Here is a 14,970-nt window from a genome sequence, read left to right as displayed (position 1 = left end):
TCAGACCCGCATCGGCATCAGGACGTACAGCGCCGAGGGGCTGCCGACGTCCCGCACGATCGTGGGAGCGGAACTGTCCGAGAAGGCGAATTCGACATCGCGGTCGATCTGGTCGGTGATGTCGTTCAGGTACCGGGCCTGGAAGCCGATTTCGAGGGGCGCTGCGTCATAGGTGACGCTGTTGTCGTCCAGTTCTTCCTTCGCGGTGCCCTGGTCGGGACTGACCGCCGACAGGGTCAGCAGGTTATGGCCCAGCGACAATTTGACGGGGCGCGAGCGTTCCTGGCTGATCGCGGCGACGCGGGCGACGGCATCGGAGAAATCGCGCTTGCCGACGCGCAGGATCTTGTCGTTGCCGCGGGGAATGACCCGGTCATATTCGGGGAAGGTCCCGTCGATCAGCTTCGACGTCAGGGTGACGGTGCCGACCGTGAACTGGATGCGGGTATCGGACAGGCCGATCGCCACGTCTTCCGAGCCCTCGTCCAGCAGCTTGCGCAGTTCGGCGACCGTCTTGCGCGGCACGATCACGCCCGGGATGTCCTCGGCGCCCGGCGGAACCTCGGTTTCGACGCGGGCCAGGCGATGGCCGTCGGTCGCGACGGCGCGCAGCATCGGGCCGTCATCGCCGGTGGCGACGTGCAGATAGATGCCGTTCAGGTAATAGCGCGTTTCCTCGGTCGAGATCGCGAAACGGGTCCGGTCGATCAGGCCGCGCAGGAGGACGGCCGGCACGTTGAAGCGATGCGGCAGGGCGCCCGCCATCATCGAGGGAAAATCGTCGACATCCAGCACGTTCAGGCTGGTGGCGTAGCGCCCGGCCCGCAGCGCCAGCGGCGCGTCGCCGCCGGCATGGTCCAGTTCGATCGCGACCCCGTCGGGCAGCTTGCGCACGATCTCATACAACACCGCGGCCGGCGCGGTGACGGCGCCGTTGCGCGTGGTCTCGGCGCCGATTTCCTCGACCACCGCGATTTCCATGTCGGTGGCGGTCAGGGTCAGGCGACCGTCGGCAACATTGATCAGGACGTTGGCCAGGATCGGAATCGTGTTCCGCTTCTCGGCGACGCTCTGGATATGGGCCAGGGCCTTGAGCAATGTCGCGCGGTCAGCCTTCAGCTTCATAGGTAGAGACTCTCCTTGCCCGGCACCGTCCTGGCGCGGCGCGATCCCCATCGGGTCTGCGGCGCGGTGGGTGACGCGGATCGTGTATCGCGGTCCTCGCATGCGGTCCGACGGTCGCGCATGATGTTCGGCGCGCAACATTAGCAGCGCGCGCCGCACGCGGAAAGGCCCGGCGCGCGCCGGGCCGCCCGCCCTCAGCTTTCCAGCATGCGGCGCAGCAGTTCGACATCCTCGGCGAAGGCGGTGTCGCGTTCCATCAGTTCGGTCACCCGGGCCACGGCGTGCATCACCGTGGTATGGTCGCGATTGCCGAACTTGCGGCCGATTTCCGGCAGGGACCGGCTGGTCAGTTGCTTGGCCAGGTACATGGCCACCTGGCGCGGCCGGGCGACGGCCCGGGCGCGCCGCGCCGACGACATGTCCGTCAGGCGGATATTCCAGTGCTCGGAGACCTTGCGCTGGATTTCCTCGATCGTGACGCGACGGTCATGCGCCTTGAGGATGTCGTGCAGCACGTCCTGCGTCGCTTCCAGCGTCACGGACCGGCCGAACAGGTTGGCATGGGCGATCAGGCGGTTCAGCGCGCCTTCGAGTTCGCGGACGTTCGACGTGATCTTGTGCGCCAGGAATTCCAGCACCTTGGCCGGTACCGCGACCCCCGAGGCCGCGGCCTTGGCTTCCAGGATCGAGATGCGCAGTTCGAACGTCGTGGCGTGGATGTCGGCCACCATGCCGCAGCCCAGGCGGGTGCGCAGCCGGTCCTCGAGCCCCGAAAGGTCGGACGGCGACTTGTCGGCCGACACCACGATCTGCCGTCCGGCATCGACCAGCGCGTTGAAGGTGTGGAAGAATTCTTCCTGCGTGTTGTCCTTGCCGATCAGGAACTGCAGGTCGTCGATCATCAGCACGTCGACCGAGCGCAACTGCTCCTTGAACTCCATCGTCGATTGCGACCGGATGGCGGCGATGAAGCGGTACATGAATTTCTCGGCCGACATATAGGCGACCGAGACCGCCCCGCCCCGCATCAGTTCCGACCCGATGGCGTGCATCAGGTGCGTCTTGCCCAGGCCGACCCCACCATACAGGAAAAGCGGGTTGAAGCCGGGGCTGGAGGGGCGCTCGGCCACCCGGCGCGCGCAGGCATAGGCGAATTCGTTCGGCTTGCCGACGATGAAACTGTCGAAGGTAAAGCGTGGGTCGAGCGGGGCGGCCAGGTCGTTGCGGCTTTCGGCCGCGCGGTCCTCGGCGGGCGGGACGATGGACGGCGCGGATGCCGGCGTGGATGCCCTGCCCGACGCGCCGTCGGCAGCGGCGCCATCGATCGCCGCACCGCCGGCCGCCGCGCCGTCGCCGGCACGGCCGACCTGCAGTTCGACCCGGCGGATCGCCGGCAATTCGGCGTTCCACAATGTGGTCAGCCGGTCGCCGTACTGGCTGCGCACCCAGTCGCGCAGGAAACGCGTGGGCAGGTTGAGGACGATTTCGTCGCCGTCGAGCGGACCGATGGTGATCTGTTTCAGCCAGGTCCGGTACTCGACCTCGCCGACCTCGGCCTGCAGCCGGGTACAGATTCGCGACCAATGGATATCGAGAACGTTCCGGGCCGATCGGGCTTCCGCGACGGCATCATATCCACTCAGTTCGCCCGACATTTCCACTCCCGGCCCTTCGAGGGCTGTACGTCCGTCGACCGGACCGTGTTCCCCCTTGCTTTCCGCCCCGACATGCCCCGGTCACCCGGCACGATGAGCGCACTACCCCGCCTGCCCGACACCCGAAAAGGCGCGAGCATGGAAGCCGATCCATCGCCACAACATGAAGGAGCCGAAAGTAAGTCACGGACCGGGCGGATGGCAACGGAAAACTGCCCCGGCCGGGACGCTAAAATTGCGTGACCCGGAGGGTGGGATCAGTCTATGGTTTCAGGGGAAACCGATCGACACTTTGCACAATAAAATAAAGCCGGGCCTCGCACCGCGGCGCGTGACCCGACCTTATGATATTTTCTTTTCCGTTACTTTCCCGACGGGAAATAATACGGAGGCCGGAGAGGCCGTTACGCGGCAGCGATGGCCTTGATCCGCGCGGACAGGCGGGACAGCTTGCGCGCGACCGTGTTGGCATGCACGACGCCCTTGCCCGACGCGCGCTGCATTTCCGGCTGCGCGGCGCGCAGGGCGGCCTGGGCATCGTCCTTGTTGCCGGCCGCGATCGCCGCCTCGACCTTCTTGATGAAGGTGCGCATGCGCGAGACGCGTGCCGTGTTGCGCGCGTTGCGGCGCTCGTTCTGTCGGATGCGCTTGCGCGCGGAAGCAGTGTTCGCCATCGTTCTCAGTTCAACAAAGCAGGTTACGAGGTCCGCCCCGTGTGCGCGGACATCCGGATCAGGCAGGCGATCTAGTCCAACCGGTCATCGTCCGTCAAGACACGTCTTCATGCGCATGTGCCACGCGCCCGGTTCCGTCGGGCGGGCGCTGGCGCATGGGACAGAAATAGCTGGACCGTCCGGCCTGCTCCAGACGGACCACGCCGCCGCAGACGGGGGCGCCGGGACAGTCCGGACAGCCGGTGCCCGCCCGGCCATAGACCCGCCATTCATGCTGGAAATAGCCCAGCGTGCCGTCCGTCTGCACATAGTCGCGCAGGGACGACCCGCCGGCGGCGATCGCATCGCGCAGCACGGCGCGGATCCCCCGCACCAGGGCCGCTTCCTCGCGCGCGGTCAGGGAACAGGCCAGGCGGGCGGGGTGGATCGCGGCGCGGTACAGGGCCTCGGAGACGTAGATGTTCCCCAGCCCCGCCACGACTCCCTGGTCCAGCAGCGCGGCCTTGATCGTGGTCCGCCGCCGCCCGATCGCCTGGTGCAGCCAGTGCTGCGAGAAATCGTTGCCCAGCGGTTCGGGCCCCAGATGCGCCAGCAGGCGATGGGTGGTCTCGGCCGATGTCGGCATCAGGTCCACCGCGCCGAAGCGCCTGGGATCGACCAGGCCGAAATGGGTGCCGTCCTCCATCGTCACGGCAAGATGCTCGTGACGGTCCTGGAAGCCGTTGGCTGCGCCCGGCGGCGTCAGCAGCACCCGGCCCGACATGCCGAGATGCAGCAGCATGGTCTGTCCGCTATCCAGCCGCAGCAGGATATATTTCGCCCGCCGCGCCAGTTCGACGATTCTTGCGCCGCGCAGGCGGGCCGCCAGGTCGGCGGGAAAGGGAAAGCGCAGGTCGGCGCGGCGCACCGCCACCTGGGCGATCCGCCTGCCGTCGAGATGCGATCGCATCCCGCGCATCACTGTTTCGACTTCAGGGAGTTCCGGCATGGGTGGATCTGAGGTTATATCCCTGATTCATGACCGACAAGACCGCTCCCTCTCCGTTCGCGGACGATGCCGCCCCCCGCGCCGCCGGGGCCGACACGACCGATTTCGGCTTCCGCAACGTGCCGACGGCCGAAAAGAAACCGCTGGTCCGCGCCGTGTTCGACAGCGTCGCGGGCCGGTACGACATCATGAACGACGTCATGTCGCTGGGCATCCACCGCGCGTGGAAGAAGATCTTCGTCACCGAACTGGGCGCGCATCCCGACCTGACCCTGCTGGACCTGGCCGGCGGCACGGGGGATATTTCCTTCGGCTGGCTGCGCGCGGGCGGCGGGCAGGCGATCCTGTCCGACATCAATGCCAGCATGCTGGGGGTCGGACGCGGCCGCGCGCTGGAACGGGGACTGATTGCGGGCCTGCGCTTCGCGGTCATGGATGCCGAGGCGATTCCCCTGCCGGACCGGTCGGTCGATCGCGTCTCGATCGCGTTCGGCCTGCGCAACTGCACGGACAAGGACGCCGTGCTGCGCGAGGCGCGGCGCGTGCTGCGCCCGGGCGGCAAGTTCATGTGCCTGGAATTCTCGCGCGTGCAGGTGGCTGCGCTGGCGCCGATCTATGACGCATGGTCGTTCCATGTGCTGCCGCGCATGGGGGCGGCGATCGCGGGGGACCGCGACAGCTATCAATATCTGGCCGAAAGCATCCGCATGTTCCCCGACCAGGAGACGCTGGCCGGCATGATGCGCGATGCGGGGCTGGAGCGCGTGTCGGTCCGCAACCTGTCGGGCGGGATCGCGGCCATTCATTCCGGCTGGCGCATCTGACGATGACGGACACGCCGCTCCCGGCGATGACCGACACGCCGCCCCCGACCGGTGGACGCACGGTCCTGCTGATCGTCTGCGGGGGGATCGCGGCCTATAAGAGCCTGGAACTGGTCCGGCTGCTGACGGCGGGCGGGGTGCGCGTGCGCACGGTGCTGACGGCGGCGGGCGCGCAGTTCGTCACCCCGCTGAGCCTGCAGGCGCTGACCGGCGAGCGCGTGTTCGGCGACCTGTTCTCGCTGACCGATGAAAGCGAGATGGGGCATATCGTGCTGTCGCGCTCGGGCGACCTGCTGGTGGTCTGTCCGGCCACCGCGGACATCATGGCGCGCATGGCCGCGGGGCTGGCCGACGACCTGGCCAGCACGGTGCTGCTGGCCACCGACAAGCCGGTGATGATCGCCCCGGCGATGAATGTCCGCATGTGGGAGCATCCGGCCACGCAGGCGAACCTGGCCACGCTGCGCGCGCGGGGGGTCATGGTGGTGGGGCCGGAGATCGGACTGATGGCCTGCAACGAGACCGGGCCGGGCCGGCTGGCCGAACCGGCGGCGATCGCCGAGGCGATCTTCGGCCATTTCGCCGCGGCCGGGCGGGTGCCCCTGCCGGCCGGCGCGCTGGCCGGGCGGCATGTGCTGGTCACGGCCGGCCCGACGCATGAGCCGATCGACCCGGTGCGCTATCTGGCCAACCGGTCCTCGGGCCGGCAGGGATACGCCATCGCGGCCGCGCTGGCCGAATGCGGCGCGCGGGTCACGCTGGTCAGCGGACCGGTCGACCTGCCGCCGCCGGCCGGAGTCGCTGTCACCCGCGTGGAGACCGCTGCCCAGATGCTGGCCGCCTGTGATGCCGCCCTGCCCTGCGACGCCGCGATCTGTGCCGCCGCGGTCGCCGACTGGCACGTCGCGCAGCGGTCCGAGCGCAAGATGAAGAAAGCGGCCGGCAGCCCGCCGCCGGTGCTGACCCTGCTGCCCAATCCCGACATCCTGGCGCGCCTGTCCGCGCCGGGGCCCGATCGTCCGGCCCTGGTGGTGGGGTTTGCCGCCGAGACGCACGACGTCGAACGCCATGCCGCCGCGAAGCGCGCGGCCAAGGGCTGCGACTGGGTCGTCGCCAACGACGTGCGGCCGGAAACCGGGATCATGGGCGGGACGGAGAATGAAATCGTCCTGATCACCCGCGACGGCGCCGAACGCTGGCCGCGCCTGGACAAGCAGGCCGTGGGCAGGCACCTGGCCCTGCGGATCGCCCAATATTTTTCGTCCGACCGGAGCCCCGCATGACCGCCCCCACCATTCCCGTCGCCGTCCGCCGCCTGCCCCATGCCGCCGATCTCGCGCTGCCGGCCTATGCCACCGAGGGCGCGGCCGGCATGGACCTGCTGGCCGCGATCGGCGCGCCGGTCGTGCTGGCGCCGGGGGCGCGGATGCTGGTGCCCACCGGCCTGTGCATCGCCCTGCCGCCGGGATACGAGCTGCAGATCCGTCCGCGTTCGGGCCTGGCCCTGAAGCACGGCATTACCCTGCCGAACGCGCCGGGCACGATCGACGAGGATTATCGCGGCGAGATCGGGATCATCCTGCTGAATACCGGCGAGGCGCCGCTGACGATCGAACGCGGCATGCGGATCGCGCAGGGGGTGCTGGCCCCCGTCGTGCGCGCCGGCTGGCGGGAGGTCGAGACGCTGGACGAAACCGCCCGCGCCGCCGGCGGCTTCGGCAGTACCGGCTTCGGCGGTTCCGGCCCGGGCCGTTCGGGCGCCGCCTGACCGGCCGGCCCCGGCCGCGCGGGGCGCGGCGGAAAGGGGCATGACAGGAAAGAGGTTCATGACGGCGCGTTCGCTTCCGGCCCCCTCGGCCCATCCGGCCCGGCCCAACCTGTTCGACCTGGCGGCCCTGCTGTGCATGCTGGGGCTGGCGGTGGCGCTGGCCGCCACGGGACGCCACATGCTGGCGCCGCTGTCGGCGCCGAATGCCGCCGGCATCCACCTGGAGCCGTCCTGGCTGCCGGGCTATGCGATCCGCACCGCGCTGCGCATGTTCGCAGCACTGGCCGCGTCGCTGCTGTTCACCTTTACCTATGCGGTCTGGGCGGCGAAGAGCCGGCGCGCGGGGCTGATCCTGGTGCCGGTCCTGGACGTGCTGCAATCCGTGCCGATCCTGGGATTCCTGACCTTTACCGTCGTGTTCTTCATGGGGCTGTTCCCCGGGCGGGTGCTGGGGGCGGAACTGGCGGCGATCTTTACGATCTTCACCAGCCAGGCGTGGAACATGGCCTTCAGCATGTATCAGTCGCTGCGGACCGTCCCCCCGGACCTGGAGGAGGTCGCGCGCAGCTTCAACCTGACCGCGTGGCAGAAATTCTGGCGGCTGGAGGTTCCGTTCGCGGTGCCGGGCCTGGTGTGGAACGCGATGATTTCCATGTCCGGCGGCTGGTTCATGGTCGTCTATTCCGAGACGATCACGGTGGGGAACACCAATGTGCTGCTGCCCGGCATCGGGTCCTATGTCGGCACGGCGATCGCGCAGCGCGACCTGTGGGCGATCTTCTATGCCATCGTGACCATGCTGGTGGTGATCCTGGCCTACGACCAGTTGGTCTTCCGCCCGCTGGTCGCCTGGTCGGCGCGTTTCGCGACCATCGCGTCGCCGTCTTCGTCCGATCCGTGGATGCTGGTGCTGCTGCGCCGCACCGCCCTGCTGCGCCGGGTCACGGATGCGATCGGCGACGGGCTGACCGCGATCGGCGGGCTGAAACTGGGCCGGCGCCCGTCCGATGCGCGGCCCGCGCCGCGCATTCCCGACCGGGTCCATGACGCGCTATGGATCGCCCTGCTGTCCGTGCTGTCGGCCCTGGCGGTGTGGCAGGTCTGGTCCTATGCCAGGGCGACCTTCAGCGCGGCCGACCTGATGCATGTCGTCGCGCTGGGCACGCTGACCCTGGCGCGGGTGCTGGCCATGGTCCTGCTGGCATCGCTGATCTGGGTGCCGGTGGGGATCTGGCTGGGACTGGACCCGGTACGTGCCCGGCGCACCCAGTTCGTGGCGCAGTTCATGGCGGCCTTTCCAGCCAATCTGTTCTTTCCGGTCTTCGTCCTGCTGATCGTCCATTTCCATGCCAGCAGCGACGTGTGGCTGACGCCGCTGATGGTCCTGGGCACGCAATGGTATATCCTGTTCAACGTCGTGGCCGGCGCCGCGTCCTATCCGGCGGACCTGCTGGAGGTCGCGCGCAGCCTGCAGGTCGGCGGGCGTCTGTGGTGGCTGCGGGTCATCCTGCCGGGGATCGTGCCCCATTACATCACCGGGGCGATCACGGCGTCGGGCGGGGCATGGAACGCCGCGATCGCGGCCGAGGTCGCCAGTTGGGGCGACGTCAGGCTGAGCGCCCACGGGCTGGGCGCCTATATCGCCCACGCCACCGCGGCCGGCAACACCGCCCAGGTCGGGCTGGGCATGACGGTCATGGCGGCGTTCGTCCTGCTGTTCAACCGCGCGGTGTGGCGTCCCCTCGCCGACTATGCGCGCCGTCACTTCACTTTCAGTTGAGCCCGCGCCCATGACCACGCCCCCGTCCAGTCCGACCGCAGGCTCCGCCGCGCCCCCATCCGCGGCACCCCCGTCCACGGCAGCTTCGCCCGCCCCAGCGCGCGAGGAACTGGTCCGCATCACCGACTGCCGCCAGGCCTATCACAAAGGTGCCGCCGCCGACCTGGTGGTGCTGGACGACGTGAACCTGACCCTGCGGTCGGGCGAGATCGTCGGGTTGCTGGGACGGTCCGGGTCGGGCAAGTCGACGCTGCTGCGCATCATCGCCGGGCTGCTGCCGCCCAGCGCCGGCCAGGTGCTGTGGAAGGGCCGGCCGGTCGTCGGCCCGGTGCCGGGGATCGCCATGGTCTTCCAGTCCTTCGCGCTGTTTCCCTGGCTGACGGTGCAGAAGAATGTCGAACTGGGACTGGAGGCCAAGGGCGTTCCGCCGGCCGAGCGCGACCGGCTGGGGGAAGCGGCGATCGACCTGATCGGGCTGAGCGGCTATGAAAACGCCTATCCCAAGGAATTGTCGGGCGGCATGCGCCAGCGCGTGGGGCTGGCGCGCGCGCTGGTGGTGCAACCCGACCTGCTGCTGATGGACGAGCCGTTCTCGGCGCTGGACGTGCTGACGGCGGAAAATCTGCGCACCGACCTGATCGAGCTGTGGGCCGAGGGCAAGCTGCCGGTCAAGTCGCTGATGCTGGTCACCCACAGCATCGAGGAAGCGGTGCTGATGTGCGACCGCATCCTGGTCTTTTCATCCAATCCCGGCCGGGTCGCGCATGAGGTGAGCATACCCTTTGCGCATCCGCGCAACCGCGAAGACCCTGCCTTCCGCCAGGTGGTCGACCGGATCTATGCCTTGATGACGCGCCGCGCGCCCATCGTGTCCGAGGTCGAATTGCGGGCCAGCGAGGAGCCGCAGCCCGCCGCGCCGGTCCAGGTCGCGCTGCCGTCCCTGCCGATGAACGCGATGGTCGGCATGATGGAGACGCTGGCGGCCGATCCGCTGAACGGGCGCGCCGACCTGCCGCTTCTGGCGTCGCGCCTGCAACTGGAGCTGGACGACCTGTTTCCCCTGGGCGAATCCCTGCAATTGCTTGAATTCGCGGAACTTGAGGACGGCGACATCCTGCTGACGTCCGAGGGCGCGCGCTTCGTCCAGAGCACGCATGACGAGCGGCGGCAGATCCTGTGGCACAGCCTGCTGCATAACGTGCCCATGGTACGCACCATCCGCGCCGTGCTGGACGAGCGGCCGAACCACCGGGCCAGCGCCGAGCGCTTCCGCGGCGAGTTGGAAGACAGCATGTCGCCCGACTACGCCAAGCAGACCCTGCAGACGCTGATCGGCTGGGGACGCTATGCGGAATTGTTCGATTATGACGAGGAAGCGGACCAGTTGTTCCTGGATGACGAGATCGCGTGAAACGTCACCCCGGACGGCGCCGGGGATGACGCGATTCGCCCCCGGCGCCTACCCCGGTCAGCCCTGCGCCCGCGCCAGGCGGGACATGTAGGTCCGGCGCAGCTTCGCCACCTTGGGCGCGATCACCGCGGCGCAATAGCCCCGTTCCGGGTGCTTGGCGAAATAATCGTGATGATAGGATTCTGCCTCGTAGAACCGGTCCAGGGGCTGGATTTCGGTCACGATCGGATCGGGCCACAGCCGTTCGGCCGCGACCTGGTCGCGCACCGCGCGGGCGGTCCGCGCCTGTTCGGGCGTGGCGGTGAAGATCACCGAGCGATATTGCGGGCCTATGTCCGCCCCCTGGCGGTCCGGGGTCGTGGGATCGTGGATCGTGAAGAAAATCCGCAGCAGGTCGGCGTAGGACAGGATCGCGGGGTCGAATGCGACGCGCACGACCTCGGCATGGCCGGTGCGGCCGCTGCAGACCTGTTCATAGGTCGGGTCGGCCAGGGTGCCCCCGGCATAGCCCGGAACCACGCCGAGGATGCCCCGGAGTTCCTTCAGCATCGCCTCGGTGCACCAGAAACAGCCGCCGCCCAGGTAGGCGACGTCCTGGCCGGGCGGCATGCGCGTCGCTTCATCCATCGTTCCAGCTCCTTCCCGCGCCGCGGACGGGCGCGCCTCGTCTACAAGATGTGAGGGCCGCCACCGGATTGAAAGAGACGTGATGGTGACGAGCCTGCGACAGCTTCGCGACGCGACCGGGTCAGGCCAGGCGCGCCAGGGCGGCGGCCAGGCGGTCGCGTTCGCCCTGCCATTGGGCCAGGCGGTCGCGATTTTCCTCGACGATCTCGGGCTTGGCACGAGCGATGAAATCGGCGTTGCTCAGCTTGCGCTCGACCTTCGCGATCTCGTCTTCCATCTTGCTGCGCTCCTTCTCCAGGCGCTGGCGTTCCTGCGTCAGGTCGATGACGCCGGCCAGCGGCATGACCAGCGTCGCCTCGTCGACCACGAGCTGAGCCGCCCCCTGCGGCATGTCGCCGTCCAGGACCGCGACGTCGGATACGCGGGCCATGCGGCCGATCGCCTCGGCCCAGCGGGTCGCGCGGGCCACCGTCTCGGGCCGTGCGTCGCGCAGCAGCACGGGGGCGAGACGCGACGGGGGCACGTTCATTTCGGCCCGCACGGTGCGGATGGCCGAGATGAAGCGGATCAGCCAGTCCATTTCGGCCGCGGCATCGGCCCCGCCGGCGGGCCGCGCGGCATCGGGCCAGACGGCGGTCATCAGGCTGCCGGTCGGGCCGAACCCGAAATGCGCCCATAGATCATCGGTGACGAAGGGCATGACCGGCTGCAGAAGCCGCAGGACGAGCCCCAGCACATGCGCCGTCACGGCGCGGATTTCCGCAGCCTGGGCCGCATCGTCGCCGGTGAAGACCGGCTTGGCGAATTCCAGGAACCAGTCGCAGAAGCAGTTCCAGACGAAGCGGTAGCAGGACGCCGCATATTCGTCGAAGCGGAAGGATTCCAGCGCGGCGTCGGCGTCGGCCACCGCGCGGGCGGCCTCGTCCAGGATCCAGCGTCCCAGCGGCGAGGCGACGCTTTCGGGACGAAAGCCGGCGACCGGGGCTACGCCGTTCATTTCGCAGAAACGCGCGGCATTCCAGATCTTGGTGACGAAGGAACGATGTTCCTCGATCCGTTTCTGCCCCAGCTTCACGTCCCGCCCCAGGCCCGTGAGGGCGCAGACGGTAAAGCGCATGGCATCGGCGCCGTACTGCTCGATCATTTCGAGCGGGTCGATGCCGTTGCCCTTGCTCTTGGACATTTTCTGGCCGCGCTCGTCACGGACCAGGCCGTGGATGAAGACGGTGCGGAACGGCACGTCCTTCATGAAATGCAGGCCCATCATCATCATCCGGGCCACCCAGAAGAAGATGATGTCGAAGCCGGTCACCAGCACGTCGGTCGGATAGTAGCGCGCCAGGTCCGCCGTTTCGTCGGGCCAGCCGAGGGTCGAGAAGGGCCACAGCGCCGAGGAGAACCAGGTATCCAGCACGTCCTCGTCCCGCGCCAGGGCTTCGGTGCGTCCGTAATGGGCCAGCGCCTGGGCCTGGGCCTCATCCTCGTCCTGCGCGACGAAGACATGGCCGTCGGGGCCGTACCAGGCGGGAATGCGATGGCCCCACCAGAGCTGGCGGCTGATGCACCAGGGCTGGATACCGCGCATCCAGGCGAAGAACGTGTTTTCCCATTGCTGGGGCACGAAGCGGACCTGCCCGGTTTCGACCGCCGCGATCGCGGGCCCGGCCAGGGCAGCGGCGTCGCAATACCATTGGGTGGTCAGGCGCGGTTCGACCACGGCGCCGCTGCGTTCGGCGTGCGGCACCTGGTTGCGGTGCGGCTCGATCTTCTCCAGCCAGCCCAGCCGGTCCAGTTCGGCGACGATCGCCTTGCGGGCCTCGTCGCGCTGCAGCCCCTCCAGCCCGCGCACGAAGGCCGGGTCGGCCAGTCCGTCCTCGGTCCGCAGATCGTCGGAAATTTCGGCCAGGGTGACGCGCGCATCCTCGTCCAGGACACTGGGCATCGCCAGACCGTGCCGGCGTCCGACCTCGAAATCATTGAAATCGTGCGCGGGCGTGATCTTGACCGCGCCGCTGCCTTTCTCGGGATCGGAATGGGGGTCGGCGACGATGGGGATGCGCCGCCCCGTCAGCGGCAGGATCACCGACCGGCCGACCAGGTCGCCATAGCGCGAATCGTCGGGATGAACCGCGACCGCCATGTCGCCCAGCATGGTCTCGGGCCGGGTGGTGGCCACGGTGATGCTGCGCCCTTCAAGCCCTTCGACGGGATAGCGGATATACCACAGGCTGCCCTGGACCTCGCGGTTATCGACCTCGAGGTCGGAAATCGCGGAACGGAACGCCGGGTCCCAGTTCACCAGGCGCCGGTCGCGATAGATCAGCCCCTGGCGGTAGAGGGTCACGAAGACCTCGCGCACCGCGCGCGACAGGCCCTCATCCATCGTGAAACGCTCGCGCGGCCAGTCCAGCGAGGCGCCGAGGCGGCGCAACTGGGTGGTGATGGTGCCGCCCGATTCGGCCTTCCACTGCCAGACGCGCTGCTCGAACGCCTCACGCCCCAGGGCCTGGCGGGTGGTGCCTTCCTGCTGCAGGGCGCGTTCGACCACCATCTGGGTCGCGATGCCGGCATGGTCCGTGCCGGGCTGCCACAGCGCGTCGCGCCCCTGCATGCGCCGCCAGCGGATCAGCGTGTCCTGCAACGTCATGGTCAGCGCGTGGCCCATATGCAGCGTGCCGGTAACATTGGGCGGCGGGATCATGATCGCATAAGGCTGCGCGTTGCTGTCCGGCGCGGCGGCGAAGGCGCCGTTGCGTTCCCATTCGGCATAAAGGGCGGGTTCGATCTCGCCGGGCGAGAAAGACTTGTTCAGCATCGCAAAAGCCAGACCTGACATATGGACAAGAAACGGGCGGAGCTAGAGCCATATCCATTCACACTGGTTCACGGATATAGCTCTAGCTCATTATTTTAACGAGCATCTTTATCCGACCGGATGGGTCCATCCGGTCGTATGACGCTCTAGTGTCCCGATTCCGAAATTCGCAAGCGAATTTCAGAATCGAAAGGACACTAGAATCAATATTTTAGTGGCCTGCTGGTCCGAGAAATTCTCATAAGAATTTCTCGGGCAGGACACTAGAGAATAGGCGGCCCAAAAAAGCACGGCGGACCGGGCCCGGTCCGCCGCTTATACCCAAATTCGGCCTGAATGGAACGCCGCGGTCAGAAGGCGAAGGCCGGCGCGGGCTCGAGTTCCGGCAGCATCGGCAGGGCGACGTCGAAGACCGGGCGCACCGCGAGGCCCTGCGGCGTACGCTCGGCAACGCAGGCGGTGGCGACCCCGTCCGCCGGCGAAAGGACGCAGACGATCCGCCCGCCTTCGGCCAGTTGGCCGGCCAGCGCCGGCGGGATCTCACGCACCGCGCCGTCGATCAGGATCAGGTCGAACGGGGCGTCCGCGCTGTCGCCTTCGGCCAGCGCCCCCCCGCGCCAGACGATCTCCGGGGCCTCGGTTGCGCAAAACGCCTTGCCGATCGCGCCGAGGGCCGTATTCGATTCGAGGGCCACCACCCGCAGCCCCAGGCGCGCCAGCAGGGCGGCGGCGTAGCCGGTGCCGGCGGCCACCACCAGCGCGCGCCGGCCGGATTCGGGCTGTGCGATCTGGACCATGCGCCCGATGATGCGCGGCTCGGTCAGCACGCGGCCATTGCCCAGATCCAGGCTCTGATCGGCATAGGCGAAAGGTTTCAGGGCCGGGGGCACGCAGCGTTCGCGCGGCAGGGCGCGCATCGCGGCGATGACCCGGGGATCGTTGATCTGCACCGGGCGGATCTGCGCGTCCACCATCCGCTGCCGCGCGGCATCATAATCGAGTGCGGTGGCTCCAAGCGCGGACTGGTTCATGATGCTCCCTTCACAAAGAGTTCCCGGCCACACAATTTTATGTCCGCCCGATTCATGTCGTCCTGTTTTATGTCCTTGGGGCCGAACTGCCTAGCATGCCCTGCGCACACAACGACTTGACCGCGCGGGTCAGAGAGTGGATATAGCCAACGCGCCCGGTCGGGTCCGGTGGCAGAATGGTGATGCAGCGGACTGCAAATCCGCGAATGTGGGTTCGATTCCCGCCCGGACCTCCAGACATGACCCGCCGGCGCCTCAATCTTTCTTTTCGC

Annotated in this window: 12 protein-coding genes and 1 tRNA gene; 6 read left to right on the top strand and 7 right to left on the bottom strand. The window is 68.1% G+C overall.

Features of this window, described 5'->3' with window-relative positions:
• The 4 genes from dnaN to mutM all read right to left on the bottom strand — a co-directional run bounded on the left by dnaN (position 1) and on the right by mutM (position 4,442).
• Entirely contained in the window at positions 1–1,125 is a 1,125-nt protein-coding gene (dnaN, locus tag AAC691_RS02025) for a DNA polymerase III subunit beta (protein ID WP_342628775.1), read from the bottom strand.
• Between the two features lie 194 nt (positions 1,126–1,319).
• Positions 1,320–2,780: a chromosomal replication initiator protein DnaA gene (dnaA, locus tag AAC691_RS02020; RefSeq protein ID WP_342628774.1), complete on the bottom strand. Its 1,461-nt coding sequence runs from the start codon at positions 2,778–2,780 to the stop codon at positions 1,320–1,322.
• A gap of 404 nt (positions 2,781–3,184) precedes the next feature.
• On the bottom strand, positions 3,185–3,454 hold the full coding sequence (gene rpsT, locus AAC691_RS02015) for a 30S ribosomal protein S20 (RefSeq protein ID WP_176640662.1): 270 nt from the start codon (positions 3,452–3,454) through the stop codon (positions 3,185–3,187).
• 94 nt (positions 3,455–3,548) lie between these two features.
• Positions 3,549–4,442 (bottom strand): bifunctional DNA-formamidopyrimidine glycosylase/DNA-(apurinic or apyrimidinic site) lyase, encoded by an 894-nt coding sequence (mutM, locus tag AAC691_RS02010; protein WP_342628773.1) that lies wholly within the window; start codon positions 4,440–4,442, stop codon positions 3,549–3,551.
• A gap of 29 nt (positions 4,443–4,471) precedes the next feature.
• Here mutM and AAC691_RS02005 point away from each other — a divergent pair, with 29 nt between their 5' ends.
• From AAC691_RS02005 to AAC691_RS01985, 5 genes are read left to right on the top strand one after another with little or no spacing between them, the layout of a single operon-like run.
• Positions 4,472–5,266, top strand: coding sequence for a class I SAM-dependent methyltransferase (locus AAC691_RS02005; protein ID WP_176640660.1), 795 nt, complete (start codon positions 4,472–4,474; stop codon positions 5,264–5,266).
• Between the two features lie 2 nt (positions 5,267–5,268).
• A complete protein-coding gene (gene coaBC / locus AAC691_RS02000; RefSeq protein WP_342628772.1) occupies positions 5,269–6,549 on the top strand; it encodes a bifunctional phosphopantothenoylcysteine decarboxylase/phosphopantothenate--cysteine ligase CoaBC in 1,281 nt (426 codons plus the stop codon).
• Positions 6,546–7,034, top strand: a complete 489-nt coding sequence (gene dut, locus AAC691_RS01995) for a dUTP diphosphatase (protein ID WP_323990985.1) — start codon at positions 6,546–6,548, stop codon at positions 7,032–7,034. The genes coaBC and dut overlap by 4 nt, the downstream gene beginning before the upstream one ends.
• Before the next feature lie 58 nt (positions 7,035–7,092).
• A complete protein-coding gene (locus AAC691_RS01990; protein ID WP_323990984.1) occupies positions 7,093–8,814 on the top strand; it encodes an ABC transporter permease subunit in 1,722 nt (573 codons plus the stop codon).
• 10 nt (positions 8,815–8,824) lie between these two features.
• A complete protein-coding gene (locus AAC691_RS01985) occupies positions 8,825–10,225 on the top strand; it encodes a nitrate/sulfonate/bicarbonate ABC transporter ATP-binding protein (protein ID WP_342628771.1) in 1,401 nt (466 codons plus the stop codon).
• 57 nt (positions 10,226–10,282) lie between these two features.
• Here the strand turns inward: AAC691_RS01985 and msrA are convergent, their stop codons facing one another.
• The 3 genes from msrA to AAC691_RS01970 form a co-directional block, all read right to left on the bottom strand.
• A complete protein-coding gene (gene msrA / locus AAC691_RS01980) occupies positions 10,283–10,852 on the bottom strand; it encodes a peptide-methionine (S)-S-oxide reductase MsrA (protein ID WP_342628769.1) in 570 nt (189 codons plus the stop codon).
• 121 nt (positions 10,853–10,973) lie between these two features.
• Positions 10,974–13,667 carry a valine--tRNA ligase gene (locus AAC691_RS01975; protein WP_342628768.1) on the bottom strand — a complete coding sequence of 898 codons (2,694 nt, stop codon included), beginning with the start codon at positions 13,665–13,667 and terminating at the stop codon, positions 10,974–10,976.
• A gap of 350 nt (positions 13,668–14,017) precedes the next feature.
• Positions 14,018–14,698: a protein-L-isoaspartate O-methyltransferase gene (locus AAC691_RS01970; protein WP_323990980.1), complete on the bottom strand. Its 681-nt coding sequence runs from the start codon at positions 14,696–14,698 to the stop codon at positions 14,018–14,020.
• A gap of 162 nt (positions 14,699–14,860) precedes the next feature.
• On the opposite strand from AAC691_RS01970, the gene AAC691_RS01965 reads away from it, so the two are divergent.
• Positions 14,861–14,934, top strand: a tRNA-Cys gene (locus AAC691_RS01965).
• Positions 14,935–14,970: the final 36 nt, after the last annotated feature.

It is taken from the genome of Nguyenibacter vanlangensis (assembly GCF_038719015.1).
GTDB lineage: Bacteria > Pseudomonadota > Alphaproteobacteria > Acetobacterales > Acetobacteraceae > Gluconacetobacter > Gluconacetobacter vanlangensis.
This window is presented reverse-complemented; position numbering and strand designations above follow the sequence as displayed.